At 70.4% G+C, this 26,752-nt stretch carries 21 protein-coding genes and 1 tRNA gene; 12 read left to right on the top strand and 10 right to left on the bottom strand.

Features of this window, described 5'->3' with window-relative positions; translation table 11 throughout:
• Positions 1-14 precede the first annotated feature (14 nt).
• The 3 genes from QRX50_RS46315 to QRX50_RS46325 all read left to right on the top strand — a co-directional run bounded on the left by QRX50_RS46315 (position 15) and on the right by QRX50_RS46325 (position 3,546).
• A complete protein-coding gene (locus tag QRX50_RS46315; protein WP_285969385.1) occupies positions 15-1,598 on the top strand; it encodes a hypothetical protein in 1,584 nt (527 codons plus the stop codon).
• Positions 1,599-2,179: 581 nt separating this feature from the next.
• Positions 2,180-2,386: a helix-turn-helix domain-containing protein gene (locus tag QRX50_RS46320; RefSeq protein WP_285969386.1), complete on the top strand. Its 207-nt coding sequence runs from the start codon at positions 2,180-2,182 to the stop codon at positions 2,384-2,386.
• The gene (locus QRX50_RS46325) at positions 2,386-3,546 is read left to right on the top strand and encodes a tyrosine-type recombinase/integrase (protein ID WP_285969387.1); all 1,161 of its coding nucleotides are present in this window, start codon (positions 2,386-2,388) and stop codon (positions 3,544-3,546) included. The genes QRX50_RS46320 and QRX50_RS46325 overlap by 1 nt, the downstream gene beginning before the upstream one ends.
• 55 nt (positions 3,547-3,601) lie before the next feature.
• Here the strand turns inward: QRX50_RS46325 and QRX50_RS46330 are convergent.
• From QRX50_RS46330 to QRX50_RS46340, 3 genes are all read right to left on the bottom strand, one after another.
• Positions 3,602-3,676, bottom strand: a tRNA-Val gene (locus QRX50_RS46330).
• Between the two features lie 48 nt (positions 3,677-3,724).
• Positions 3,725-4,186: a peroxiredoxin gene (locus QRX50_RS46335; protein WP_220237891.1), complete on the bottom strand. Its 462-nt coding sequence runs from the start codon at positions 4,184-4,186 to the stop codon at positions 3,725-3,727.
• A 75-nt stretch (positions 4,187-4,261) separates the two neighbouring features.
• The gene (locus QRX50_RS46340) at positions 4,262-4,696 is read right to left on the bottom strand and encodes a DUF3052 domain-containing protein (protein ID WP_285969388.1); all 435 of its coding nucleotides are present in this window, start codon (positions 4,694-4,696) and stop codon (positions 4,262-4,264) included.
• Positions 4,697-5,127: 431 nt separating this feature from the next.
• Between QRX50_RS46340 and aceE the strand changes: the two genes are divergently transcribed.
• The 3 genes from aceE (at position 5,128) to QRX50_RS46355 (ending at position 11,051) form a co-directional block, all read left to right on the top strand.
• Entirely contained in the window at positions 5,128-7,923 is a 2,796-nt protein-coding gene (gene aceE / locus QRX50_RS46345) for a pyruvate dehydrogenase (acetyl-transferring), homodimeric type (protein WP_285969389.1), read from the top strand.
• Positions 7,924-8,061: 138 nt separating this feature from the next.
• Positions 8,062-9,273: an alpha-hydroxy acid oxidase gene (locus tag QRX50_RS46350; protein ID WP_285969390.1), complete on the top strand. Its 1,212-nt coding sequence runs from the start codon at positions 8,062-8,064 to the stop codon at positions 9,271-9,273.
• 164 nt (positions 9,274-9,437) lie between these two features.
• Positions 9,438-11,051: an L-lactate permease gene (locus tag QRX50_RS46355; RefSeq protein ID WP_285969391.1), complete on the top strand. Its 1,614-nt coding sequence runs from the start codon at positions 9,438-9,440 to the stop codon at positions 11,049-11,051.
• Here the strand turns inward: QRX50_RS46355 and QRX50_RS46360 are convergent.
• The 4 genes from QRX50_RS46360 to QRX50_RS46375 form a co-directional block, all read right to left on the bottom strand.
• On the bottom strand, positions 11,032-11,670 hold the full coding sequence (locus tag QRX50_RS46360; RefSeq protein ID WP_285969392.1) for a nicotinamide mononucleotide transporter family protein: 639 nt from the start codon (positions 11,668-11,670) through the stop codon (positions 11,032-11,034). The two genes, QRX50_RS46355 and QRX50_RS46360, sit on opposite strands and share 20 nt — an antisense overlap.
• A 154-nt stretch (positions 11,671-11,824) precedes the next feature.
• The gene (locus tag QRX50_RS46365) at positions 11,825-12,685 is read right to left on the bottom strand and encodes a mechanosensitive ion channel family protein (RefSeq protein WP_285969393.1); all 861 of its coding nucleotides are present in this window, start codon (positions 12,683-12,685) and stop codon (positions 11,825-11,827) included.
• Positions 12,686-13,058: 373 nt separating this feature from the next.
• Entirely contained in the window at positions 13,059-14,273 is a 1,215-nt protein-coding gene (locus tag QRX50_RS46370; RefSeq protein WP_285969394.1) for an ABC transporter permease, read from the bottom strand.
• Positions 14,270-15,193, bottom strand: coding sequence for an ABC transporter ATP-binding protein (locus tag QRX50_RS46375; protein WP_285969395.1), 924 nt, complete (start codon positions 15,191-15,193; stop codon positions 14,270-14,272). The genes QRX50_RS46370 and QRX50_RS46375 overlap by 4 nt, the downstream gene beginning before the upstream one ends.
• A gap of 159 nt (positions 15,194-15,352) precedes the next feature.
• On the opposite strand from QRX50_RS46375, the gene QRX50_RS46380 reads away from it, so the two are divergent.
• The 5 genes from QRX50_RS46380 to QRX50_RS46400 all read left to right on the top strand — a co-directional run bounded on the left by QRX50_RS46380 (position 15,353) and on the right by QRX50_RS46400 (position 20,321).
• Positions 15,353-16,564, top strand: coding sequence for a PucR family transcriptional regulator (locus QRX50_RS46380; protein ID WP_285969396.1), 1,212 nt, complete (start codon positions 15,353-15,355; stop codon positions 16,562-16,564).
• 269 nt (positions 16,565-16,833) lie between these two features.
• Complete coding sequence (locus QRX50_RS46385; protein ID WP_285974742.1) at positions 16,834-17,709, top strand: ACP S-malonyltransferase; 876 nt, start codon at positions 16,834-16,836, stop codon at positions 17,707-17,709.
• Positions 17,706-18,689, top strand: coding sequence for a beta-ketoacyl-ACP synthase III (locus QRX50_RS46390; protein WP_285969397.1), 984 nt, complete (start codon positions 17,706-17,708; stop codon positions 18,687-18,689). The genes QRX50_RS46385 and QRX50_RS46390 overlap by 4 nt, the downstream gene beginning before the upstream one ends.
• Before the next feature lie 71 nt (positions 18,690-18,760).
• Complete coding sequence (locus tag QRX50_RS46395; protein ID WP_004559006.1) at positions 18,761-19,006, top strand: acyl carrier protein; 246 nt, start codon at positions 18,761-18,763, stop codon at positions 19,004-19,006.
• Between the two features lie 64 nt (positions 19,007-19,070).
• The gene (locus QRX50_RS46400) at positions 19,071-20,321 is read left to right on the top strand and encodes a beta-ketoacyl-[acyl-carrier-protein] synthase family protein (RefSeq protein WP_285969398.1); all 1,251 of its coding nucleotides are present in this window, start codon (positions 19,071-19,073) and stop codon (positions 20,319-20,321) included.
• A gap of 74 nt (positions 20,322-20,395) precedes the next feature.
• On the opposite strand, the gene QRX50_RS46405 is transcribed toward QRX50_RS46400, so the two are convergent.
• Both QRX50_RS46405 and QRX50_RS46410 read right to left on the bottom strand, forming a co-directional pair.
• Entirely contained in the window at positions 20,396-20,989 is a 594-nt protein-coding gene (locus QRX50_RS46405; protein ID WP_285969399.1) for a hypothetical protein, read from the bottom strand.
• Between the two features lie 31 nt (positions 20,990-21,020).
• Positions 21,021-21,524, bottom strand: coding sequence for a DUF3145 domain-containing protein (locus tag QRX50_RS46410; protein ID WP_285969400.1), 504 nt, complete (start codon positions 21,522-21,524; stop codon positions 21,021-21,023).
• A 309-nt stretch (positions 21,525-21,833) separates the two neighbouring features.
• Between QRX50_RS46410 and QRX50_RS46415 the strand changes: the two genes are divergently transcribed.
• Positions 21,834-24,293 carry a hypothetical protein gene (locus QRX50_RS46415; RefSeq protein WP_285969401.1) on the top strand — a complete coding sequence of 820 codons (2,460 nt, stop codon included), beginning with the start codon at positions 21,834-21,836 and terminating at the stop codon, positions 24,291-24,293.
• Positions 24,294-25,327: 1,034 nt separating this feature from the next.
• Here QRX50_RS46415 and QRX50_RS46420 read toward each other — a convergent pair.
• Positions 25,328-26,737: a dihydrolipoyl dehydrogenase family protein gene (locus tag QRX50_RS46420; protein WP_285969402.1), complete on the bottom strand. Its 1,410-nt coding sequence runs from the start codon at positions 26,735-26,737 to the stop codon at positions 25,328-25,330.
• Positions 26,738-26,752: the final 15 nt, after the last annotated feature.

The raw sequence follows: 26,752 nt of genomic DNA on the forward strand, positions 1-26,752 counted from the left end.
GATTGGAGATCCTCATGTCCAGCCAGCCGAATCCAGGCCGCCCGCTGTGGGCGGTGAATGCCGAAGGGCGTCCGCGCGTGCGGGTCGGGGAGGACCCCGAGGCGATCCGCGTGCTCACCGACGCGGTGAACCGCCGGATCATCCCCGAGACCTACGTCTCGGACGGGGCTCCGGTGGTGGTCGAGGAGATTTCCGGGGCCGCCGACCCCGCCACCGCCGAAGACGACGTCGCACTGCCGATCGTCGCCTCGGTGCTCAAGCCGCCCCTGCTGGCCGGGTTGCTGGCCGAGCATGCGGAGGTGTTCCGGCCGAAGAAGGTCGGCGAGAACTGGGTGGACACCGAGGTGACCCCGCCCGGGCCCGTGCTGGGAGCCGTTTTGGCGCGCCAGTCCTGGCCCGGGCTGCCGGTCTTGCGACGCATCATCTCCACCCCCGTGCTGCGCCCGGACGGCACCCTGCTGCAGGAACCCGGCTACGACCCGGCGACCGGGTTCTACCTCGCCGGCAACCACCACCTCGCCCCGATCCCGGACCACCCGACACCACAGGAAGTCGCGCAGGCCCGCGAGTTCCTGTTCGAACGGTTCCTGCGCGACTTCCCGTGGCGCACCGACGCCGACCGCGCGAACTACCTCGCCCTGCTGGTCACACCGCTGATCCGGCCGTTCACCCGCGCGCTGTCCCCGTTCGGGATGATCGAGGCCTCCATGCCCGGCTCCGGCAAGACCATCCTCGCCGGCTGCGTCGGACTCCTGGTCGGACAGCGGGTGCTGACCTGGACCGACTCCGAAGACGAACTCCGGAAATCGATCACAACGGTGCTGTCCGACGCCGTCGGGGTGATCGTGTTCGACAACCTCGCCGAAGGCGCCGTCGTCGACTCCGCCGTGCTCGCCCGCCTGGTCACCGAACGGACCTGGTCCGACCGCAAGCTCGGCACCAACGCCGCCGCGACGTTCCCGAACGACCGGCTGTGGCTCGCGACCGGGAACAACCTGCGCACCGGCGGCGACATGGCGTCCCGGTCGGTGTGGGTGCGGCTCGACCCGAACTGCCCCCGCCCCGAAACCCGCACCGGGTTCACCATCCCCAACCTCGACACCTGGATCCTCGACCCCGCCAACCGCGCCACCGTGCTACGCCACGTCCTGATCCTGATCCTCGACTGGACCGCCCACGGCGCTTCACCGGCCACCGCGGTCCCGCAGATGCGCCAGTTCACCCCCTGGGCCCGACACCTCGGCGGGTTCCTCGAACACCACGGCGTGCGCGGGTTCCTCACCAACGCCGACGCCACCCGCGACCTCGACGACGAAGACGCCGAATGGCGATCGTTCTTCCTCACCTGGGAGGAGCTCCACGGCGACCGACACATGACCGCACAGGACCTGCGGATCAGCGGCGAACCCACCGCCGGCACCGACCCCTGGGCCGGGACATTCCCGGTCACGCCCTCCGGAAAGCCGCTCACCACCAAGAGCCTCGGCAGGAAGCTGGCAGGGCAGGTGGACCGCTGGCACACCGACGTCGTGTTACGCAGCGAAGTCGACAGCCACCGCAACTGCAAAACCTACTGGGTAGTACGCAACGACTCCTAGAGCAACCGCCAAAAGAAACCCGCAAACCCGCAAAAGATCTTGTTGTAACTCTCTCACCAGGGAAAACAAGGTCTGACAGGGTTGCGGGTTTGTTCGATCATGAATCCCTCCAAACCCGCAAACCCGCGGGTTTGCGGGTTTCTCCCACCACCCCCGGATGAGAAACCCGCAAGCAAAACCCCAGGTCAACGGCCACTTTGCGGGTTTGCGGGTTTGCGGGTTTCTCCACGGCCCCGACGCCCCAGACCCGCCAAAGCCGCACCCCCCACCTGCCAGCACACAGCCGCCACGACCACGCACCGTGAGCAGAAAGGAACATCAGTTCGGACGAGACAGCAGAAGCCGCCGAGGTCGTCACGCTCGTTCCGCGACCTGCACTCAACCCCCAACCACGAATCCTGCTGACGGTCGAACAAGCCGCAGAACGACTGCCCGGTGGAGTCGCTCGGATGGCGGCTGTGCCCACCCCTCTCTGCCAGCCTGCCAGCCCGGCAGGCATCCAACGTAACCGCCCTGTCGTCTCGCAGCCGGCGCCGCCCGGCCATCTCGTCATGCCCGCTCGATCCGAAAGGTTCACCACCATGAGCACCGCTCCCACCGAGCATGAACCGCTGCTGTTGCGAGTCGAAGAGGCCGCCCGCTTGCTCAGCATCGGCCGAACTCGCGTCTACGACCTGGTCCGCAGTGGAGCGCTGAAGTCCGTGAAGGTCTTCGGCGCCCGGCGGATCCCGCGCGTCTCGATCGACAGCTACATCGCCACCCTGATGCAGGAATCGGAGGCCGCCTGATGCCACGCCGCGCCGCGAACGGCCTGGGAACCATCGTCAAGCGGGCGGACGGCCGCTACCAGGCCGCCGTCTACGTGCTCACCACGACCGGTGAGCGCAAACGCAAGTTCGTCTACGGGAAGACCTGGGAGGAGGTCAACGACAAGCGAGTCGAGATGCTCGACAACAACCGCAAGGGCGTCCCGTCGATCTCCTCGAACATGAAGCTCGGGGACTACCTCGACTATTGGCTGGAGGAGATCATCAAGGTCGACCGCGGGCCGTCGACCTACTCCGGCTACGAGATCGTCGTCCGCCGCTACATCAAGAAGCATCTGGGGACCAAACGGCTCAATGCGCTGACCCCCGCGCACGTCCGGGCGTTCGTGGCGAAGCTGCGGAAGGAAAAGACGGTCCTGGGCAAGCCTCTTTCGGACCGGTACGTGCAGAACGTGTTCGAAACGCTGCGCAGCGCGCTTAGCGCCGCGATGCGCGAGGAGCTGATCGGCCGCAACGTGGCCCGGCTGGTCGAGACGCCCTCGCGCGGTTCCTTCGAGGTGGAGCCGCTTTCGGAGGTGCAGGCCAGGGCGTTCGTGAAGGTGGCAGCCGAGCACTGGCTGTACGCCCTCTGGCTGATCCTGATCACCAGCGGCCTGCGCAAGGGCGAGGTCCTGGGCCTCGCCTGGTCCGACATCGACATGGAAACCGGCGCGTTCCGTGTCCGGCGGACCGTCCAGCGGGTGCGCGGCCGGCTGGAGTTCGGGAAGACGAAGACGAAGAAGTCCACCCGTTCGCTCTACCTCGGCCGCGTCTGCCTCGCCGCGCTGGCCCGGCACCGGGAGGAGACCGCAAAGCGCCTGAGTTCGACGCTGAACCCCGCGCCGGGTCAGCCGGATGACCTGATCTTCGTGACCAGCTCGGGGCGGGTGTTCGAGCCGAGGAACGTCAACACGATGCTCCAGCGGCTGCTACGCCACGCTGGGCTCGATCCAGCACGCGTGCATGACTTGCGTCACACCGCAGCCACGCTGCTGCTGATGGACGGCGCCACGATCCGGGAGGTGATGGAGCAGCTGGGCCACGCGTCGATCGCGACGACCGCCAACATCTACGGGCACGTCTTGGACGACGCCAAGCGCAGGATGGCAGCCCGGATGGACCGGCTGGCGGACGACGACTGATGTCAATCGGTGATGTCAGCAGGGCCCCCAATGATCTTGGGGGCCCTGTTTCCGCTGGTGGGCGCAGCAGGGTTCGAACCTGCGACCGCTCGGGTGTAAGCCGAGTGCTCTTCCGCTGAGCTATGCGCCCGGCGGCGGAACCCGGCGTCGGAGGCCGAGGCGGGGTTCCGCCGGAGGGTCAGGCCAGTTCGGCGACGGCCTTCTTCCACGCCGACTGGTCGCGGGCTTCGCCGGGCTGGTTGACCTCGGCGAAGCGGACGATGCCGTCGGTGTCGATGAGGAACGTGCCGCGCAGCGCCATACCGGCCTTGTCGTTGAAGACGCCGTAGGCCTGGGCGACCGCGCCGTGCGGCCAGAAGTCCGAGAGCAGCGGGAACTGGTAGTTCTGCTGCTCGGCCCACACCTTCAGCGAGAAGACCGCGTCGACGGAGACGCCCAGGATCTGGACGCCCTGGGTGTCGTAGTCGGCGAACTCGTCGCGCAGCTGGCAGAGCTCGCCGGTGCAGGTCCCGCTGAACGCGAACGGGAAGAAGACCAGCAGCACCGGCTTGTCACCCTTGAACGACGACAGCGTGACGGGCTGCTTGTTGTAGTCGTTGAGCGTGAAGTCCGGGGCTGGCGTACCGACCTCGACGGCCATACGGCGAATCCTCTCCGAAAGCGATCACGAAACCTGCGCCGACAAGCCTATCGTGTCAGCCGCGCAGGCCCCGGTTCACCGCTGTTTCGCCTTCGAGGACTTCGGCGACACCAGGCGGGTCCCGAGCCAGTCGGCTCCCACGCTGATGTTGGCGGTCTGCGACAGACCGACCTGCGGCACGGCTTCGGCGATCTCACTGGGCTCGACGTGCCCGGGCTGACCCGTCTTGGGCGTCAGTACCCAGATCACGCCGTTCTCGTCCAGCGGACCACGGGCGTCGACCAGGGCGTCGCCCAGGTCGCCGTCGTCTTCGCGCCACCAGAGCAGCACGACGTCGATGACTTCGTCGGCGTCCTCGTCGAGGAGTTCGGCGCCGATCGCCTCCTCGATCGCCGCGCGGACGTCGTCGTCGACGTCCTCGTCCCAGCCGATCTCCTGGACCACCATGTCCGGCTTGATGCCAAGGCTCTCGGCGACGCCGGCAGTGCCTGCGTCTCCCGCGGCGACCACTGCTTCCACTCCTCCAACTACGACGGAGCGCGGTGGTCGGTGACGCAGGTGAAGCTGCGCCGGCCACCACACTCGGGTACACGGTTGTCGATAGCGAACACTGGCGCGGCGCTGCGCGCAACCGTCCACACCGGATCTTTGACAAGTCGTGTCGCAGCGTGGAGGCCCCCCGGGGTCTTCGGTGCCCCCGGGGCAGGTGTCTGTGGGCAGTGTCGCACGACCGCTCCGGTAACCCCCGGAAACCTCTCCTCTAGTGTTGTGGAGAAGAAAACGCGCGCGCGATACACCGCACGCGGGGAGTGGTGCACTCGGGGCGACCCTTGTTACCGGACAGTAAAGGTGACGGGAGCCGGGCCGGGGACGACGATGGGAATCGGCGTGCACTCCCGCCCAGCAGCTACAACGGCTACAACCAGCTACAAGGAGACCCCTTGGCCCCGCAGAACGACGGCGCCTCCGGCAAGGAGACCCCGGCACGCGTACGCGTCATCCGTGACGGACTCGCGGCGCACCTGCCCGACATCGACCCGGAGGAGACCGCCGAATGGCTGGACTCCTTCGACGAGGCGCTGGCCAGGGGTGGTCAGCAGCGCGCGCGTTACCTGATGCTGCGCATCCTGGAGCGTGCCCGCGAGCGCAACGTCGGCGTGCCCGCGCTCACGTCCACGGACTACGTGAACACCATCCCCACGGAAAACGAGCCGTGGTTCCCCGGCGACGAGGAGATCGAGCGCCGCTACCGCCGCTACATCCGCTGGAACGCCGCGATCATGGTGCACCGCGCGCAGCGGCCGGGCGTCGGCGTCGGCGGGCACATCTCGACCTACGCCTCGTCCGCGGCGCTGTACGAAGTGGGCTTCAACCACTTCTTCCGCGGCAAGGACCACTCCGGCGGCGGTGACCAGGTCTACTTCCAGGGCCACGCCTCCCCGGGCATGTACGCGCGGGCGTTCCTCGAGGGCCGCCTGTCCGCGGAGCAGCTCGACGGGTTCCGCCAGGAGTACAGCCACGCCGGCGAGGGCGGCGGCCTGCCGTCGTACCCGCACCCGCGGCTGATGCCGGACTTCTGGGAGAACCCCACGGTGTCCATGGGCCTCGGCCCGATGAACGCCATCTACCAGGCGCGATTCAACCGCTACCTGCGCGATCGCGGCATCAAGGACACCAACGACCAGCACGTCTGGGCGTTCCTCGGCGACGGCGAGATGGACGAGCCGGAGTCGCGCGGCCTCATCCACGTGGCCGCGGGCGAGGGCCTCGACAACCTGACCTTCGTGATCAACTGCAACCTGCAGCGGCTCGACGGCCCGGTGCGCGGCAACGGCAAGATCATCCAGGAGCTCGAGTCGTACTTCCGCGGCGCGGGCTGGAACGTGATCAAGGTCATCTGGGGCCGCGAGTGGGACTCGCTGCTGCACGCCGACCGCGACGGCGCCCTGGTCAACCTGATGAACGTGACGCCGGACGGCGACTACCAGACGTACAAGGCCAATGACGGCGCGTACGTGCGCGAGCACTTCTTCGGCCGCGACCCGCGGACGAAGGACCTGGTCAAGGACCTCTCCGACGGCGACATCTGGAACCTCAAGCGCGGTGGCCACGACTACCGCAAGGTGTACGCCGCGTACAAGGCGGCCATGGAGCACCACGGCCAGCCCACGGTGATCCTCGCCCACACGATCAAGGGCTACGGCCTCGGACCGGCGTTCGAGGGTCGCAACGCCACGCACCAGATGAAGAAGCTCACGCTCGACGACCTCAAGCTGTTCCGCGACGCCCAGCGCATCCCGATCAGCGACGCCGAGCTCGAGCGCGACCCGAAGCTGCCGCCGTACTTCCACCCGGGCCCCGACTCGCCCGAGATCGAGTACATGATCGGCCGCCGCAAGGCGCTGGGCGGCTACCTGCCCGAGCGCCGGCCGAAGCACGCCAAGGCGCTCGTGCTGCCGGGCGACAAGGTCTACGAGGGCATCCGGAAGGGTTCGGGCAAGCAGGAGGTCGCCACCACGATGGCGTTCGTCCGGCTCGTGCGCGAGCTCGCGAAGGACTCGGAGATCGGCAAGCGCGTCGTCCCGATCATCCCGGACGAGGCCCGCACGTTCGGTCTCGACTCGATGTTCCCGACGGCCAAGATCTACAACCCGCACGGCCAGACGTACACGTCGGTCGACGCGAGCCTGATGCTGGCCTACAAGGAGTCCGAGAAGGGCCAGCTGCTGCACGAGGGCATCAACGAGGCGGGTTCCACCGCGTCGTTCACGGCCGTCGGCACCTCGTACGCCACCCACGGCGAGCCGATGATCCCGATCTACATCTTCTACTCGATGTTCGGGTTCCAGCGGACCGGCGACGGCCTGTACGCGGCGGCGGACCAGATGGCGCGCGGCTTCGTGCTCGGCGCCACCGCGGGCCGCACCACGCTGACCGGTGAGGGCCTGCAGCACGCCGACGGGCACTCGCTGCTGCTGTCGGCGACCAACCCGGCGGTCGTGGCCTACGACCCGGCCTACTCGTTCGAGATCGCCCACATCGTCCGCGACGGTCTGCGGCGCATGTACGGCGAGACCGGGCCTCACGGCAACGGCGAGAACGTCTTCTACTACCTGACGATCTACAACGAGCCCTACCAGCAGCCCGCCGAGCCGGAGAACCTCGACGTCGACGGCCTGCTCAAGGGGCTCTACAAGTACGCCGACGCCCCAGCGGGCGACGGCCCGGAGGCGCACATCCTGGTCTCCGGCGTCACGATGCCCGACGCGCTCAAGGCCCAGCAGCTGCTGGCCGAGGAGTGGGGCGTGCGCGCGGCGGTGTGGTCGGCCACGTCGTGGACCGAGCTGCGCCGCGAGGCCGTGGAGATCGACCACGACAACCTGCTCCACCCGGCCGACAGCCCCCGCGTGCCGTACGTGACGCAGGCGCTCTCTGGCGTCAACGGGCCGGTCGTGGCGGTGTCGGACTGGATGCGCGCGGTGCCGGACCTGATCCGCCCGTGGGTGCCCACCGACATGCTCACGCTCGGCACCGACGGGTTCGGCTTCTCCGACACCCGCCCGGCCGCGCGCCGCAAGTTCCTCGTGGACGCGCAGTCGATCGTGGTCGGCGCCCTCACGGCGCTCGCCAAGCGCGGCGAGGTCGCGCACGACAAGGTGACCGAAGCGGTGCGCCGCTACCGCCTCGACGACGTGTCGGCCGCCGGCCCGCAGACGTCGGACTCGGGCAACGCGTAAGCACTGGTCGCCGCAAGACCCTCCGGGCCGCACAATGGCCTGGAGGGTCTTGCTGTCTCCAGGCCCCAGCCCACTAAAGTAGACATCGGATGTATCTAAGCCTTGAGGTACCCAGCGCCTGAGGAAGGGTGATCGAGCGTGACCCAGCGTCGTCTGCCGCGGCCGAGCGAACTGAAGCAGATCCTGCGGCCGAAGCCGATCGTGCTCAACCCGACCGAGCGGCGCCTGTCGAGCGCGCACACGATCGCCGATCTGCGGATGATCGGGCGCAAGCGCACGCCGCGCGCCGCGTTCGACTACACCGACGGCGCGGCCGAGCTCGAAGACAGCCTGCTGCGCGCCCGGCAGGCCTACCGGCGCGTGGAGTTCCACCCCAACGTGCTGCGCGGAGTGTCCGATGTGGACACCACGCGGACCGTGCTCGGCAAGACCTCGGCGCTGCCGTTCGGCTTCGCGCCCACCGGGTTCACGCGCATGATGCAGCACGAGGGCGAGAGCGCCGTGGCCCGCGTGGCGCAGCGCAACGGGATCCCGATGAGCCTCTCGACCATGGCGACCACCTCCATCGAGGACCTCGCCGCGGCGGCCCCGGAGGCGCGCAAGTGGTTCCAGCTCTACGTGTGGCGCGACCACGGCGCCGGCGAAGATCTGATGAATCGCGCGTGGGAGAACGGCTACGACACGCTCCTGCTCACCGTCGACACCCCGGTGGCCGGCGCGCGCATGCGCGACGTGCGCAACGGGCTCACCATTCCGCCGGCGCTCACGCTCAAGACGTTCGCCGACGGCGCGATGCACCCCGCGTGGTGGTTCAACCTGCTCACCACCGAGCCGCTGAACTTCGCTTCGCTGAACCACTTCGACGGCACCGTGGCCGAGCTGCTGGCCCAGCTCTTCGACCCGACGCTCGACTTCGACGACCTCGACTGGGTGCGCCGCACCTGGCCCGGCAAGCTCGTGGTCAAGGGCGTGCAGAACGTGACCGATGCGCGGGACGTGGTGAAACACGGCGCCGACGGCGTGGTCCTGTCCAACCACGGCGGCCGCCAGCTCGACCGCGCGCCGACGCCGCTCGAGCTGCTGCCCGCGGTGCTCGACGAGATCCAGGGCAGCGCCGAGGTGTGGGTCGACACCGGCATCCTCTCCGGCGGCGACATCGTGGCCGCGATCGCGCGCGGCGCCGACTTCGTGCTCGTCGGCCGCGCGTTCCTCTACGGCCTGATGGCCGGCGGCGAGCGCGGCGTGCAGCGTTGCGTGGACATCCTGCGCACCGAGATGATCCGGACCATGCAGCTGCTGGGCGTGCGCCGCGTCGACGACCTGCGGCCTTCGCACGTGACCCTGCGCTAGCGCCCGCCCACCTCCGCCCCCCAATGCCCCAATGCCGCACTGGGGCATTGGTCCAGACGTGCGACACCGGGTTGACGTACCAGTGGGTCTGTGACGAGTATCTCAGCCACCTCGTGAAAGGCTGTTTCCGCGATCCGGAAACGGCGGTCCCCCCGGAGGTCGGCGTGTTCGTGCAGGAACTGGCTCCGCTCGGTGCTCTCGGGCTTTCGGCGCTCGTCGCGGTGGTGCCACTGGCCGTGGTGCTGGTGCTGCTGGGGGTGGTCCGGACCAAGGCCCACCACGCCGCGTTGATCGGGCTCGTCGTGGCGCTCGTGGTCGGTATCGCCGTGTACGGAATGCCCGTGGGGCAAGCGATTTCCGGGGCCCTGCAAGGGGCGGCGTTCGGGCTGTTCCCGATCCTGTGGATCGTTGTCAACGCGCTGTGGATCTACCGCGTCACCGTGCACACGGGTCACTTCGACGTGCTGCGCCGCTCGTTCGGGCGGATCTCCGACGACCCTCGACTGCAGGCGCTGATCATCGCCTTCTGCTTCGGCGCGCTGATGGAGGCGCTGGCGGGCTTCGGCGCGCCCGTGGCGATCAGCGCGGTGATGCTCGTGGCCGTCGGGTTCGGCCCGGGCAAGGCCGCCGTGGTGGCGCTGGTCGCGAACACCGCTCCGGTGGCCTTCGGCGCGATGGGCACGCCGGTGGTCACGCTCGCGCAGGTGACCGGGCTGCCGCTGGAGCAGGTGTCGTCGATCGTCGGGCGGCAGACGCCGTTGCTGGCGCTGTTCGTGCCGCTGCTGCTGGTGATCATCGTCGACGGGAAGCGCGGCCTGCGTGAGACGTGGGTGCCGGCGCTGGTGTGCGGTGTCGCGTTCGGCGTGGTGCAGTTCCTCGCGTCCAACTTCGTCTCGCCGCAGCTGGCGGACATCGGCGCGGCGCTGGCCGGCGCCGCCGCGCTCGTGGCGCTGCCGATGACGCGCCGCGCGGTGCCCGCCGAGGTCCGCGAGCAGGTGCTCACCGGCTCCCACACCGCGACACTCGACCGGCCCGACGAGCGGGGCGAGGTCGTGCGCGCCTACCTGCCGTATGCGTTGATCATCGTGATCTTCTCGCTCGCGCAGGTGCCGCCGATCAAGAAGCTGCTCGACACGGCCACGTGGAAGTTCCACTGGCCGGGCCTCGACGTGCACGGCCCGGACGGCAAAGCCGTGTCCGGCAATACGTTCTCGCTGCCGTTCCTCAACACCGGCGGCACGCTCGTGCTCATCGCGGGGCTGCTCACGCTCGTGGCGCTCAAGGTCGCCGCGGGCACGGCCGGGCGGGAGTGGCTGGCGACGGTGAAGGAGCTGCGGTTCGCGATCGTCACCGTGACCGGGGTGCTCGCGCTGGCCTACGTGATGAACCTGTCGGGCCAGACGACCACCATCGGCACGTTCATCGCCGCGGCCGGCGCCGGGCTCGCGTTCCTCTCCCCCGTGCTCGGCTGGTTCGGCGTCGCCGTCTCTGGCTCCGACACCTCGGCCAACGCGTTGTTCGGCGCACTGCAGGTCACGGCCGCGCACCAGACGGGCCTGCGCGCGGACCTGCTGGCCGCGGCGAACAGCTCCGGCGGTGTGCTGGGCAAGATGATCTCGCCGCAGAACCTGACCATCGCGTGCGTCGCGGCCAACCTGCCGGGCGAAGAGGGCAAGCTATTGCGCAAGGTGCTGCCGTGGAGCGTGGGGCTGCTGCTGGTGATGTGCCTGATCGTGTTCGGGCAGAGCACCCCGGTGCTCAGCTGGATGCTGCCGTGACCGCCCGGTGCACGGCCACGCGCTTGGCCGAACGGTTCCAGTTCCACCAGCCGTGCACGACCAGCACCGCGAAGACGAGGTAGATCGCGGCGGAGAAGTACAGGCCCGAGGAGATCTGCAGCGGCACCCCGATCGCGTCGACCACCAGCCACACGCCCCAGAACTCCACCAGTCCCGCACCCTGCGCACCGAAGGCGACGAGCGTGCCGACGAAGATCGCGGCGTCGGGCCACGGCGCCCACGACGCGTTGAGCGCCTGGAGCACCAGCGCCATCGCAACGGTGCCGACGGCGAACGCGCCGGCCATCGCCCAGCGCTCGGCGGGCCGGCCCGTGCGCACGACCACGCCGTTGACGGGGTCGGTGCGGCGGCGCCACGCCCACCAGCCGTAGAGCGAGATCGCGAGGATGGCGACCTGCCGGCTCGCCAGGCCGCCGAGGTGCGCGGAAACGTAGACGGAGAACAGCAGGATCGTCGCACCGACCTGCACGGGCCAGGTCCACAGCGTCCGCCGGTCGGCGAGGAACACGACCGCGAGCGCGAGCACCTGCCCCGCGAGCTCCGCGATCGAGATCCACTGGCCGAACACCGTGACACCGTGCTGCAACAGGAAGTCCACGTCCGCACCCTTTCTCGTCCCCCATGTAACTCTGGCGCCAACACCCGGGGCGGTCGCGGGATTCCCCGGAGTGTGAGGCGGGCGACACCGTCTCGGCACGCGGACAGGCCCGGTGCCCTCCCGATGCACCGGGCCTGTCCGAACCGCAACGGGATCAGCGATCGACGCGGTTGAACCCGACCGGCGGGGTCGGGGTGTCGTTCGCGGCCTGGTGGCCGTCTCCCGGCTGAACCGGCTGCGTGCGGGTCTGCGCGGTCTGCGGCTGCGCCGCCTGGGTGGTCTGGGCCTGGGCCTGAGTGGTCTGGGCCTGCGTTTGACCGCCGACCTGGCGCTGACCACCACCGTTGCCCGGGCTCAGCTGGCCCTGCAGGTTGGTGAGCCAGCCGCCCCAGCGGTCCTGGGCGGGCTTGATGAGACCGCCACCGAAGCCGACCACGATCACGCCGCCGATGGTCGCCAGCACCGTGATGAGCACCGGGCCGGTGATGGCGGTGGCGATGTTGACCTGGCCCAGCGCGGCGATGATGCCGAACGCCATGATCAGCCAGTAGGCGACGGTGCCGAGCAGCCGGCCCGCCGGCCGCGTGGACATCGCCGAGTTCACGACGTCCCGCACGACCTTCGCGATGGCCGCCGCCACGACGATGAGCACCAGCGCCACCACGATCCGCGGCAGGAACGCGATGATGTCGTTGAGCAGCTGGCTGACCGGATTCGACTCACCGAACACGCCGAACGCCAGCTGGAGCGCGATCAGCAGAATGAAGTAGTAGACCAGTTTCACGAGGATGCCGGTGGCGTCGACATTCGCCTGCTTCATCATTCCGGTCAGCCCCGTCTTCTCGACGAGCCGGGAGAATCCGAGTTTTCCGAGCACCAGTGACAGCGCTTTGGACACCGCTTTCGCGATCAGCCAGCCGATCAGCAGGATGATCAGAAAACCGACGAGTTTCGGGACGAACGTGGCCACCAGATTCCAGGCCTGTCCGAGTCCGTCCTTGAGTTGCTCACCCACGCTGGCTCCCTTCGTCGTGGATTCCCGGCTGCGGGCCGTTGCAGCGGGTCGATGATCAGGTACCCAGCCAGCGGGAGTGCGTTGCACCACGATCGAGTGAGACGACTGGCGCCGGAAGATCAATCGCGGCCATACTTGTACTACCGGTGGGGACCGGGGAGACGAGGCCGTCCGGCGCAGCGTAAACCGCAAGCGCCGGGCGGCCTCGAGCATTTGCGGGTATTACCACCGGGCGTATTCAGCGGGTGTTCGTGTCGTCGCCCTGCGAATACGCTTCAGGTTTCGCCGGATCCTTCGGGGCTTTCAGCGCCCTTCGAGGTTTCGGCGTCCTTCGGTTTCACAGGGCGACGACACGCGTTCACCGAACGGACACTCAGGCCGCGCGGAGCGCGTCGCGCAGTTTCACCTTCGCCCCGGTGCGCATCACGGCGTTGCGGTAGATCCGCGCGGCCAGCCAGATCAAAAGCGGAATCAGCAGCACCACGAGTCCCACCGACACCACGGCTTCCCACACGGGCACCCCGCCCATGGCCAGCCGCATCGGCATCAGCGTCGGCGCGAAGACCGGGATCACGGAAAGGACCTCGGCGAACTTGTTCGACGGGTCCGAGGGCAGCACCGAGATGCCCACGACGTACCCGGCGATCACCAGCATCAACGCCGGCGACACGGCACCGCTCACGTCCTCCTGCCGCGACACGAGCGCGCCGAGCGCGGCGAACACGATCGAATACATGAAGAACCCGAGCAAGTACCAGACGACCAGCCAGACGACGGTGCCGATGGCCGCGGACGCCGAGATGGTGAGCACCCCCGTCCCCAGGCCGGCGGCGATCCCGACGATCCCGATCACGAGCATCTGGATCAACCCGACCGTGCCGATGCCGAGCACCTTGCCCGCCATCAGCTGCCACGGCTTGATGGTGGACAGCAGCAGCTCGACCACGCGCGACGTCTTCTCCTCGACCACGCCCTGCGCCACGCTCTGGCCGTTGAGCAGGAGCGACATGTAGATGAGGATGCCCGCGATGATGCCGAGCACGAGCTGCTGGCCGTCGTAGTCGTACGGCTTCTCCAGTGGCGGCAGCTCGTCGATGCTCGCACTCGCGACGGCGGCATCCACCTTCGCCGGATCACCGTTCTGCGCGAGGATCTCCGAGTTCTGCGCGACGCGGCCCGCGAGCACGGTGAGCACGTTCTTGAGGTTGCCGTCGAGGTCCTTCTCGACCTGCACGTGCACCCGGTCCGCGCCCTGGGCCAGCAGCGCGTCGATCGAGCCGTCCTTCAGCTTCGCGATCCCGGCCTGCTCGTCGGCGACGGGCTGCGTGGCGATGTCCTGCCCCACCGACTTCCCGATCGCCGCGAGCGGCGCCGACAGCGGTGCCGCGGCCGGCACGTAGCCGACGGTCGAATCGGGACCGCTGCTGCCGCCGACCAGCTTCAGCACCACGACCGCGGCCACGATGAGGATCAGCAGCACGAGCGTGCTGATCCGGTAGGCCTTGGACTTCAGCCGCGTGCTGATCTCGCGCGAGGCGACCAGGCCGACTCCGGACAGCGGGCTCATGCGGACGTCGGGGGTGCTCATGCCGCCGCCTCCTCGTGGTGGTGCTCGGTGACGGCGGTCCGGAACAGGTCGGTCAGCGACGGGAGCTTCCGCGCGAACTCGCGCACCGGCCCGGTCGCCAGCGCCGCGCGCAGCACGACCTGGTCGTCGGCACCGTCGGCCAGCTCGAGCTCGGTCACCGAACCGTCGCGGCCCAGCACCGTGACACCGGGCAGGTTCGCCGCCCAGCCCTCGGCCGCCTGCGGCGCGTCGACGAGCAGCCGCACGGTGCCGCCGGCCCGCAGCTGCGAGACGGTGCCCATCGCCTCCATCCGTCCACTCCGGACGATCCCGATGCGGTCGCAGAGGCGCTCCACCAGATCGAGCTGGTGGCTCGAGAACACCACCGGCACACCGTCGGCCGCCTTCTCCTTGAGCACCTTGCTCATCACGTCGACCGCGACCGGGTCCAGGCCAGAGAACGGCTCGTCCAGCACGAGGATGCGGGGCTCGTGCACCAGGGCGGCCGCGAGCTGCACACGCTGCTGGTTGCCGAGGCTGAGCTTCTCCACCTCGTCGCCTCGGCGCGCGGCCACGCCGAGGCGTTCGGTCCAGCGCTCGGTCGACGCCTTCGCGTCGGCCGCCGACATCCCGTGCAGCCGCGCGAGGTACGTCAGCTGCTCACCCACCTTCATCTTCGGGTACAAACCACGCTCTTCCGGCATGTACCCGATGTGCCGCCGGGTTTCGTGCGTGATCGGCGAACCCGCGAAGCGGACTTCGCCCGCGTCCGCGCTCAGCACCCCGAGCGCGATGCGCATCGTGGTGGTCTTGCCCGCGCCGTTGCTGCCGACGAAGCCGAACAGCTCGCCGGGCCGCACGTCGAAAGTCATCTTCTCCAGTGCCACGACGGTGCCGTAGCGTTTGGAGACCGCGTCGATCTCCAGTCCGGGCTCTGGCATCGGCCCTTTCCCCCTTGTTGTCGGATTTGGTGACGTACATCACCGGTTACGGATCGTAGAGATCCCGCTTGACGGTGCCTAGCGCCCCGGGTTGCGTGTCCGCGGCCGAAAGTTGCCGATCGAATGTCCAACTAGGATTCCAGCGGAGGATCGGAACGAATGGCAGAGACGACGGGGCGCCGAGTCCCGAAGCACCACGGGCTGTCGGCGAAGACGCTGCGCTCGCTCGACCACGCCTCGGGGCGGCTCGCGAGCGCGAGCGTCGCAGTGATGGAACGCCGGCTGGTGTGGTTCGGGCGGCTGCCCGCCGACCAGCGCGCCAGCGTGCTGCTGATCACGCAGGCGGGCGCGGCGGGGTTCGTCGACTGGCTGCGCGACTCGAAGGAAGCGCTCAAGCTCACCACCGAGGCGTTCCGCGACGCGCCGGCCGAGCTGTCGCGCTACATCAGCCTGCGCCAGGCCGTGAGCATGGTGCGGCTCGCGATCGAGCAGTTCGAGGAACAGCTGCCGGAGTTCGCCGCGAGCGAGGCCGAGCGCGCGGCCCTGATCGAGGGAATCCTGCGCTACGGCAGGGAGATCGCGTTCGCCGCGGCCAACTCCTACGCGGCGGCGGCCGAGGCGCGCGGCGCGTGGGACGCGCGGCTGGAGGCGCTGGTCGTCGACGGCATCGTGCGCGGCGACGCCGAAGAGGCCGTGCTCTCGCGCGCGGCCGCGCTCGGCTGGGACCCCGCGTCGGCGGCGACCGTGATCGTGGGCAACCCGCCTTCGGAGGACCCGCCGACGGTCGTGTTCGAGGTCCGCAGCCGCGCCGCGCGCGTCGGCCGGCCCGTGCTGCTGTCGGTGCAGGGCTCACGGCTGGTGATCGTGATCGGCGGCCCGACCGAAGGCGGCGTGAAGGAACGCGAAACGCTCTCGCGGATGTCCGCGGTGTTCGCCGACGGTCCCGTGGTCGCCGGCCCGACCGTGCCGTCGCTCGCCGAGGCGCACCACAGCGCGGCCGAAGCGCTTTCGGGCCTGCGCGCGGTGGTCGGCTGGCCGGGCGCGCCGCGGCCCGTCCGCTCCGACGACCTGCTGCCCGAGCGCGCGCTCTCAGGTGATCCCGAGGCCGAGCGCCTGCTGGTGGAGCTCGTGGCGCGGCCACTGGAGGAGGCGGGCCCCGCGTTGCAGCGCACGGTGGAGACCTACCTCGAAAGCGGCGGCGTGCTCGAACGCTGCGCGCAGACGTTGTTCGTGCACCCCAATACCGTGCGGTACCGGCTGCGCAAAGCGGCCGAGCTCACCGGCCGCAACCCCACCGAACCGCGTGACGCGTTCGTGCTCCGGGCCGCGCTCACCGTCGGCCGGCTCGCCCGTGGCCGCGGCCTGTGGTGACGCTCGCGGCAGACTCAGCGGTGACGCGGCGTGACGCGCCGGCGTGCGACACCGGTCCCGTGACAGACTTCACGACAAGCGATGGTTGAATCCCACAAGGCATCTGGGTTAAGGGCAAGGTTCTCTCGCGGGTCTTTGGAGGTTTCCTCCAATAACCCCGCACGGACTTGGTGACCGCCCGCATCTGGGTGCGCACCCCCGCCCGTGGTGTCATAGACGACGTGACAGCAGCAGTCCTCTCCCCCGGCCAGGGCTCACAGGCCCCCGGCATGCTTTCCCCGTGGCTCGAGACCGACGGCGCACGCGCGCGCGTCGAGGAGTGGTCCGCCCGCGCCGGGCTCGACCTCGTCCGCCTCGGCACGGAAGGCGACGCCGAGGAGATCCAGGACACCGCGGTCACGCAGCCGCTGATCGTCACGCTCTCGCTGCTCTCGTTCGAGCGCCTGCAGCAGGTGGCACCGGTGGCCGACGACGCACCGGTGGCCGGCCACTCCGTGGGCGAGCTCGCCGCCGCCGCGATCGCCGGGGTGCTGACCCCGGCCGACGCCGTGGCGCTGGCCGCGGTGCGCGGCGCCGAGATGGCCAAGGCCTGCGCGCTGGAGCCGACGTCGATGGCGGCCGTGATGCTCGGTGACCCCGAGCAGGTCGTCGCGTGGCTCGAAGGTCAGGGCCTGACCGCGGCCAACCGCAACGGCGCCGGCCAGATCGTCGCCTCGGGCCCGGCCGACGCCATCGAGCGGATCGTCGCCGAACCCCTGGAGGGCACGAAGATCCGTGCGCTCAAGGTCGCGGGAGCCTTCCACACGCCGTACATGGCGCCGGCGGAAGACGCCCTTCGCGAGCACGCCGCCGGCCTCACCCCGGCCGACCCCACGCGCCCGCTGCTGTCGAACGCCGACGGCACCGTGGTCACCAGCGGCACCGAGTACCTGCGCCGGCTCATCGCGCAGGTCACCCGGCCCGTGCGCTGGGACCTCACGATGGACGGCCTCGTGTCGCTCGGCGTGAACAGCACCGTCGAACTCGCGCCCGCGGGCACGCTGACCGGCCTGGTCAAGCGGCAGCTCAAGGGTGTCGTCACCACAACCACCGCGCTGAAGACGCCGGCCGAGCTGGCGAAGCTGCGCGAGGAGGACGCCCAGTGACCGACCGTCCCAGCCTGCGCCTGACCGCGGGCCCCAGCAGCACCCGCATCCTCGGCGTCGGCAGCCACCAGCCCGAGCGCGTCGTGACCAACGACGACCTGTCCGAACTCATGGACACCAACGACCAGTGGATCCGCGAGCGCGTGGGCATCATCGAGCGCCGCTTCGGGAACAAGGACGAGCTACTCGTCGACTTCGCCGTCGCCGCGGGTCAAGCCGCGCTGGCCGACGCGGGCGTCGATCCGTCCGAAGTGGACACGGTCATCCTGCCGAACTGCACGATGCCCTCGCAGATCCCGAACGCCGCCGCGCAGGTGGCGGCGCGGATCGGCATCCCGAGCCCCGGCGCCTTCGACCTCAACGCCGCGTGCGCCGGCTTCTGCTACGGCCTCGGCGTGGCCTCGGACCTGATCCGCGCCGGCTCCGCGAAGAAGGTGCTCGTGATCGGCGCCGAGAAGCTCACCGACGTGGTGGACCCGACCGACCGCGCCAACGCGATCATCTTCGCCGACGGCGCGGGCGCCGCGGTGGTCGGCGGCTCCGACGAGCCGGGCATCGGCCCGGTCGTGTGGGGCAGCGCGGGTGACCTCGTGGACCTGATCTCCATGCGCGACGAGAAGTGGATCTACCAGGAGGGCCAGTCGGTCTTCCGCTGGGCGACCACGAAGATCGCGCCGATCGCGATGCGCGCGCTGGAAGCCGCGGGACTTCAGCCGTCCGATGTGGACGTGCTGATCCCGCACCAGGCCAACCTGCGCATCGTCGAATCGATCGCGAAGAAGCTGCGCGCCGCCGGCGCGCGCGAGGACATGGTCGTGGCCGACGACATCAAGTACTCCGGCAACACCTCGTCGGCGTCGATTCCCTTGGCACTGGACCACATGCGCAAGGCGGGCACCGCGAAGCCGGGTGACGTCGTGCTGGCGATCGGTTTCGGCGCCGGGCTCTCGTATGCCGGACAGGCCTTCGTCTGCCCCTGATGGATACTTCCCTCGCGGGCGCTGTGCCCGCGAGGTGGACCTGTAGAAGAACCGAGAAGGGAACAACTCCAATGGCTGACAACGCTGAGATCCTCGCCGGCCTCGCCGAGATCGTCGAAGAGGTGGCCGGTGTGGCTCAGGACGACGTCACCGCCGAGAAGTCGTTCGTGGACGACCTGGACATCGACTCGCTGTCGATGGTCGAGATCGCCGTGCAGGCCGAGGACAAGTTCGGCGTCAAGATCCCGGACGACGAGCTCGCCAACCTGAAGACCGTCGGCGACGCGGTGAACTACGTGTCCGCCAACTCGAAGTAAGTCCTCTTCGTACCCGGGCCGGGGATGCTCCCCGGTCCGGAGCCGACACCTTGGGGAGACTCCCATGAGCAACATCGACGTCGTGATCACCGGTATGGGGGCGACCACGCCCCTCGGCGGGGACGTCGCGTCCACCTGGGACGGCCTGCTGTCCGGCCGCAGCGGCATCCGCCCGCTGACCGCGGACTGGGTCGAGGAGCTCGGCCTGCCCGTGAAGATCGGGGCGACGCTGGCCGTCGATCCGTCCGAGGTCCTGCCGCGGGTCCAGGCCCGCCGGCTGGACCGGTGCGAGCAGGTGGCGATCATCGCCGCCCGCCAGGCCTGGGCCGACGCGGGGTTCGCCGAGCAGACCGACGAGCACACCGACGTCGAGCCGGAACGCCTCGGCGTGTCGATCGGCACCGGTGTCGGTGGCCCGATGACGCTGCTGAGCCAGAACGACCTGTTGCACCAGCAGGGGCTCCGCAAGGTGTCGCCGCTCACCGTGCCGATGCTGATGCCCAACGGGCCGGCGGCACACGTGAGCATCGACCTCAAGGCGCGGGCGGGGGTCCACTCCCCCGCTTCGGCCTGCGCCTCCGGCGCCGAGGGCATCGCCACCGGCTACGAGATGATCCGGTCCGGCCGGGCCGACGTCGTGGTCGCCGGCGGGACCGAGGCGTGCATCCACCCGATCACCCTCGCGGGCTTCGCCCAGGCGCGCACGGTGTCGACCCGCAACGACGACCCGGCGGCCGCGTCTCGGCCGTTCGACGCCGGCCGCGACGGCTTCGTGCTCGGCGAAGGCGCCGGGGTGGTCGTGCTGGAGCGGGCCGACCTCGCCAAGGAGCGCGGCGCGCGGATCTACGCGACGCTCGCCGGCTACGGCATCACGTCCGACGCCTACCACATCACGGGCAACCACCCGGAAGGCATCGGGCAGATCGCGGCGATGCGGGCGGCCATGAGCATGGCCGGCCTGTCCCCGGCGGACATCGGTCACGTCAACGCGCACGCAACGTCCACTGTGGTCGGTGACATCGGCGAGGCGGCGGCGATCCGCAAGGCCGTGGGCGACCACGCCGTGGTCACCGCTCCGAAGGGCGCGCTCGGCCACCTCGTCGGCGGTGCCGGCGCGGTCGAGGGCATCGCCACGATCCTCGCGCTCTACGAAGGCGTGGTGCCCGCCACGCTGAACCTCACCGATCCCGACCCGAAGGTGCAGCTCGACGTGGTGTCGGGCGAGAACCGCAAGGTCGAGCTCACCGCGGCGCTCAGCAACTCGTTCGGCTTCGGCGGGCACAACACCGCCCTGCTGTTCACGCCGGCCGCCTGATCGGTTCCACCGCAACGAATCAGGGCCCCTCCCGGCGTGGGAGGGGCCCTGATTCGTTGTCCGGGCGGGCAGGTTCAGCACTTCTCCTGTTCGGGCAGGGTCCCGGCGGTGACGGTGTCGATCTTGTACCCGCCGCCTTCGAAGATCATCGGCAGCACCAGGCGCCAGCGGATGCAGCCCTCCTTGAGCCCTTCCGGTGCCTCGTGGGACGACTGCGTGCTGGTGAAGCCCACGAGCACCCGCAGCGACGTGCCGGCGCCGGGTTCGATGCGGTACAGCAGGATGCTGCCGTCCTTCGTGGACCGGTAGTCATTGGTCCACGTCGTGCGGGGGTTCTCCGCGATGCGCGCCTTGCTGACCGAGCGCGCCCATTGGTCGTAATCGTGGTGGTTGATACCGTCGAAGTAGTCCTGCAGCACGGCGCGCACGGCGTCGTAGTCGGGGTGCCGGGCGCCGTCCTCGGTGACCTTGACGTCACCGGGGCCGGGCTGGTCGTCCTTGTCCACCGGTGTCGGCGTCGTGAGGGCGATGGGGTCGGCGGCGTCGACGACTGGGCGGCGGTACAGCTCGCGCGCGAGCAGGCCGCCGCCGACGGTGATCGACAACACCACGACGAGGACGGGTACCAGCCACCGCTGGCGAGCGGGCGCGGGCGGACGAGCGGTCACCCCCGAGAGGGTACCCACCCGCCCACGGGTGTCACCCGACCTGGTGCAGCCACGTGACGGGAGCGCCGTCGCCGGCGTGGCGGTAGGGTTCGAGCGCCTCGTCCCAGCTCGCCGCGAGCAGCTCGTCCAGTTTGTGCGCCAGTGACTCGCCGCCACGGGTCATGCTCACGAGGGCGCGCAGCTGGTCCTCGCCCACCACGATGTCGCCGTTGGCGCTGGTACGGCCGTGCCACAGGCCTAGTCCGGGCGCGAAACAGAACCGTTCGCCGTCGACGCCGGCGCTGGGTTCCTCGGTGACCTCGAAGCGCAGCATCGGCCACGCCTTGAGCGCCGAGGCCAGCTTGCCCGCGGTACCGGAAGGCGCGCGCCAGCCGCACTCGGCACGCAACTGTCCGGGACTGGCGGGCTGCGCCGTCCACTTCAGCTCGACTCGGGCTCCGAGGGTGCCCGAAATAGCCCACTCGACGTGCGGACACACCGCAGACGGCGACGAGTGGACGTACACCACACCTCGGGTGTTGCCACGGGTGCTCACTGCTGACCTCCGCTTGCTCGACGAGGGACGTCTTCCCCTACGACCTCTCGAGCTTCGCTTCGGCTGGTGGGCTCCGTATCACTTCCCGCTGTGTCGTTCTTGCTGTGTCACTTCTCTTGCTGCGCCACTTCCCGAACTGTGTAGCACATTCTGCACCCCAACCGTGCCGTTTGGCCACACGAACACCACAAGTCGCACGGGAATCCCCCTTGAGGAGGGAGGCTCGCCGACGCGTCCGCGTGTAGCACGGATCTGCGGGGTCGGCACGCTAGCGTGGGCCGCGAAACGGACGAGGTGAGGAGGGTTTCGGTGCGATTGGTCCGCCTCGGGCAGCAGCCGTCGCGCGTCGCCGAGGATGTGCGGGCGGCGCTGGCCTCCCTCGGCCGCGGCAGCACCGTGATCGGTGGCGTGGCGCTGATCGGCGCCCGCCCGGCCGGCGGCGACCGCGCCGTCGAGGCCGTGGTGGTGCTGCCGAAGGGCGTGCTCATCGTGATCGGCGTCGACCTCCCCGACCCCGCGCTGCGCCTCGAAGCGCCGCTCGGCGGCCCGTGGAAGGCCGACGGCTGGCCACTGGTCCACGGTGACGACGCCGTCAACCCCGCCACGGAAGCCCTCGACCTCTCGGCCGAGTGCGAACGCCGCATCGCCGAACTGGCGCCGGGTTCCGGCCCGGTGGGCACGATCGTGGCGGTGGGTCCGTACGTCGAGACGGTCGACCAGCCACCCGCGGACCTCGCCGGGCCCGTGCGCGTGCTGCACCCGACGCCGACCACCATGCTGGCCGCGACGGTATCCCTGGCGACGGCGCGGAGCCCGCGGTCGCTGGACCAGGCGCGGGCGCTGATCGGCGCGCTGGCTCCGGATGCGCCGGCGATGTCGGACGAGGTGCTGCTGGGTGAGGGGTTCGTCCGGTACACGGATGATCCGCCGGTTCCTGTGCCTGTGCCTGCTCCCGCTGCTGTCGCTCCTCCGGTTTCTGGTGTGTCGAAGCCTGCGCAGCGTGCCCGCATCACGTCGGTGCCGCCGCCACCTCCGGTCATCCCGACCACCCGGCCGGTGCCGCACGTCGCGGCGCCTTCCCTGGCGGGCGTCCCGGCCGAAGCGCCGGCTTTCCCGGGTTCGTCCACTTCGGCCACTTCCCCGGCCGCTGCTCCCGAACCGGAAGACCACCTCGCCACGGCACCCACCGAGTCGACGGCGGCACCGGGTTCGTCCACTTCGGCCACTTCCCCAGCCGCTGTGCCTTTCCCGGCGGCCGTTCCCCCGGCCGTCGGGGAGGCCCACGGCACCGAGCAGGACCAGGCGATTCACCTCGCCGATGCCCCGACGGAGTCCACCGCCGCACCGACCTTCCCCGGTGCCGAGGGTGCGGGTGCTTCGCCGGGCAACCCGCTCTTCCCCAGCACGGCGGGTGCGGCTGCTTCCCCGGCCGCCGCGGACTCGGCCACCGAGTCTGAGCAGGCGATTCCCCTCGCCGACGGGCCGACCGAGTCGACTGCCGCGCCGAGCTTCCCCGGTGCGCAGGAAGACGGTCCGTCCACTTCGGGCGGTGGCCGGGGTGGTGCGCTGGAGTCGGCGGTGACGGAGAAGATGACGTCGCCGAACCAGGGTGGGCCGAAGCAGAGTGGGCAGCGGCCGGCCGGGCAGCGGGCGATGCCTGCGCCGAGGCCGGGTGCGCCAGGGAATGGCAACGGCAGGCCAAGTGGTACCACCAATGCCACGCGCGGCGGAAAGCCGTCTGTCGCTCCTGCCGGAAACCCGCCTGTCGCCGCTGGTGGAACGCCTCCTGCCGCTGCTGGTGGTATTCCGCTTGTCGCTCCGGCCGGGCAATCTCCTGCCGCTGTTGGCGGAAAGCCCGCGGGTGGTCCTGGCGGCAATCCCACCGCAGCCGGCGCCAGCGCCGGACCAGGCAGCAAACCCACCACAGCCGGTCCCAACGCCGGACCAGGCAGCAAACCCACCACAGCCGGTCCCAACGCCGGACCGGGTGGCAAGCCGCCCGTGCCGGCGGCCCGGCAGGGTGCTGCGGCGACCGCGGCCGGAGCGACTCCGCCGCGGGCCGTGTCGTCGGCGTCGTCGGCTCCGTCGGCTTCCGGGTCGGTGGGAGTGCCCGCGGGTGGTGGTGCGCCGCCGCGAGCGAAGGAGCAGTCGCGGACCGTGCGGTGGGTGCCGGTGGCCGCGATCGGGCTGCTGGCGATCTTGCTGGTGACGGCGATCGTCGTGGCGGCGACCGGGGGCGGTGGGGGCGGCGAGGCTGCCCCGGCGCCGAGTTCGAGCGCACGCCCGGTGCCGCCGCCCGCGGCCGTGAGCAGTGCGCCGGCCGGTAGCGCGGCGCCGAGCCTGTCGTTCGAACCGCGGGCGAGCAGTTCCGACCAGCGCTGCGCGTCGCACGCGTTCGGCGACGTGCAGGCCAGCCTGCAGCAGACGAGCTGCTCCGCCGTCAGCCGCGCCAGCTACACGGCCCTCGTCGACGGGCGCGCCGCCGCGGTGACGATGGCCGTGGTCCAGTTCCCCGACGCCGCCCAGGCCACGCACTTCAAACAGGTCGCCGACACCCCGGGCGGCGGCGGCATCCTCGACGTCGCCACCGAGACCGGCAAGTGGCCGGGCCCACCGCCGCAGTTCGACAGCGCCGCCTACGCCAGCAAACTCGACGGCACCGGCGTGCGGCTGGTGCAGGTCGTGTGGCAGTCCGGTCCGTCCACTCCGGACGACCCCGGCCTCAGCCGCGCCGCCCAGGGCGCCCTCGCGCTCGCCATGCCCGCCTGACCGCAACCGAACCCCGACGAGAAATGCCTGGCACACCGCGATGTGCCAGGCATTTCTCGTCCGCCTGACCGCTGAAGCCCGCGGCGCCGTCGCGTTGACCGTGCCAGCGACCCACCACCCGAACCCCGCACGCAGGGCCATCGCACAGCCGGGCGCCGACACACCGCGACCCCGCCGGGCAACCGCGCGCTGCGGGCCCTGCACGGCAGACCAGGGAAACCCGCGACACTCTCGCGGGTCCAGACCTGTCCTGCCCCGCCGCCGAGCCCCGCCCCCGCCGCAAGCGGATGGTGAACCGCCGATACACCGTGGTGCCACCGGGCAGTCGCGCCGCGGCCGCCGGCAGGCAAGTCCGCGAAGCTCGCGGCGCCCTCTCGCTCGCCTGACCGCGACGGGCTGCGGAAACCGGCCGCATCGTCGCGTTGAACGAGCCTGCCGCCCCAACACCGAGCCCTGCAGGCAGCGCCGTCACAGCCGGGCGCCGACACACCGCGGCGCCGCCGGGCAACCGCGCGCGGCCGCAGGAGCTCGCCAGGCCGATGAATCCCGCGGCGCCGTCGCGTTGAACGAGCCTGCCGCCCCAACACCGAACCCCGCACGCAGCGCCATCGCACAGCCGGGCGCCGACACACCGCGGCGCCGCCGGGCAACCGCGCGCGGCCGCAGGAGCACGCCAGGCCGATGAATCCCGCGGCGCCGTCGCGTTGAACGAACCTGCCGCCCCAACACCGAACCCCGCACGCAGCGCCATCGCACAGCCGGGCGCCGACACACCACGGCGCCGCCGCGCAACCGCGCGCGGCCGCAGGAGCTCGCCAGGCCGATGAATCCCGCGGCGCCGTCGCGTTGAACGAACCTGCCGCCCCAACACCGAACCCCGCACGCACCGCCATCGCACAGCCGGGCGCCGACACACCGTGGCGCCGCTGGGCAATCGCGTTCGCCTGCCGGACCCGAGCTGCGGAAACCCGCGGCCGCCGCAAAAAAAGCGGGTCCCCGGCAAGAGCCGAGGACCCGCCGCCGCCAAAACCTTCCTACAGGCCGTATGCCTCCAACAGCCGCAGCCAGACCTCGCTGATGGTCGGGAACGCGGGGACCGCGTGCCACAGGCGGTCGAGGGGGACTTCGCCCACGACGGCGATCGTGGCGGAGTGCAGCATTTCCGCGACGTCCTGGCCGGCGAAGGTGACGCCCAGGATCACGCCGCGGTCGGTGTCGACGACCATGCGGGCCTTGCCGGTGTAGCCGTCGGCGAACAGGGCCGAGCCGGCGACCGCGATGTCGATGTCGACGACGCGGTCGGCCGAGCCCTCGCGGGCCTCGCTGAGACCGACGCACGCCACCTCCGGGTCGGTGAAGATGACCTGCGGCACGGCATGGTGGTCGGCGGTCGCGCTGTAGCGGCTCCACGGCGCGGTGGAGATGTCCTCGCCGCGCCCGCGCGCGGCGATGCTGTCGCCGGCCACGCGGGCACCGTATTTGCCCTGATGGGTCAGCAGCGCGCGACCCGTGACGTCGCCCGCGGCGTAGAGCCAGCCACCGTCCACGGCGGACACGCGGCCGCTCTCGTCGACCTCGAGCGGGCCTTCCGTGGGCAGGCCGAGGACCTCGAGCCCGACGCTGCCGGTCGCCGGCACGCGGCCCGTGGCCAGCAGCAGCTCGTCGACCACCAGGTCCTCGCCGCCGGTGAGCTTGAGCGAGGCGCCGCCGCCGTCCACAGCGGACACCTCGTCGATGCCCGAGCCGGTGTGCACGATCACGCCGTCGGCGCGCAGGCCCGCGAGCACCAGGTCGCCTGCGAACTCCGGCAGCCGCGGCAGCGGGCGCTTGCCCGTGATGATCAGGTGCACCTGCGCACCCAGGCGCGCCCACGCCTGCGCCATCTCCACACCGACGACGCCACCGCCCAGCACGCCGAGCCGCGCCGGCACGGCCGACGAGGACGTCGCGTCACGCGAGCCCCACGGCTTGATCGTGTCGAGGCCGGGGATCGGCGGGGTGAGCGGCACACTGCCGGTGCAGACGATCACGCCGTGGCGCGCGGTGAGCACCTGCCCGTCGGACAACGTCACCTCCCGTTCACCGGAAATCCGCCCGTGGCCGCGGATCGGCTCGACGCCGACCCCGCGCGCCCAGTCCACCTGGCCGTGGTCCTGCCCCTGCGGGTCACCGCGGCCGGTGAACGAGTCCCGTCGGGCGAGCACCTGCGCCGGGTCGAGCGCGTCGCCGACCACCACTCCTGGCATGCGCTTGGCCGCGGCGAGCAGGTTCCCGGGGCGCAGCAACGCCTTGCTCGGGACGCACGCCCAGTACGAGCACTCACCGCCGAACAACTCGTGCTCGATGAGCGCCACTTTGAACCCGCCCATGGCGGCGCGTTCCGCGGCCACTTCACCGACCGGGCCGCCCCCGATCACCACGACGTCGAAAGTCTGTCCTGACATGGGTTCAGCGCACAC

This window comes from Amycolatopsis sp. 2-15, from assembly GCF_030285625.1.
Taxonomy (GTDB): Bacteria; Actinomycetota; Actinomycetes; order Mycobacteriales; family Pseudonocardiaceae; genus Amycolatopsis; species Amycolatopsis carbonis.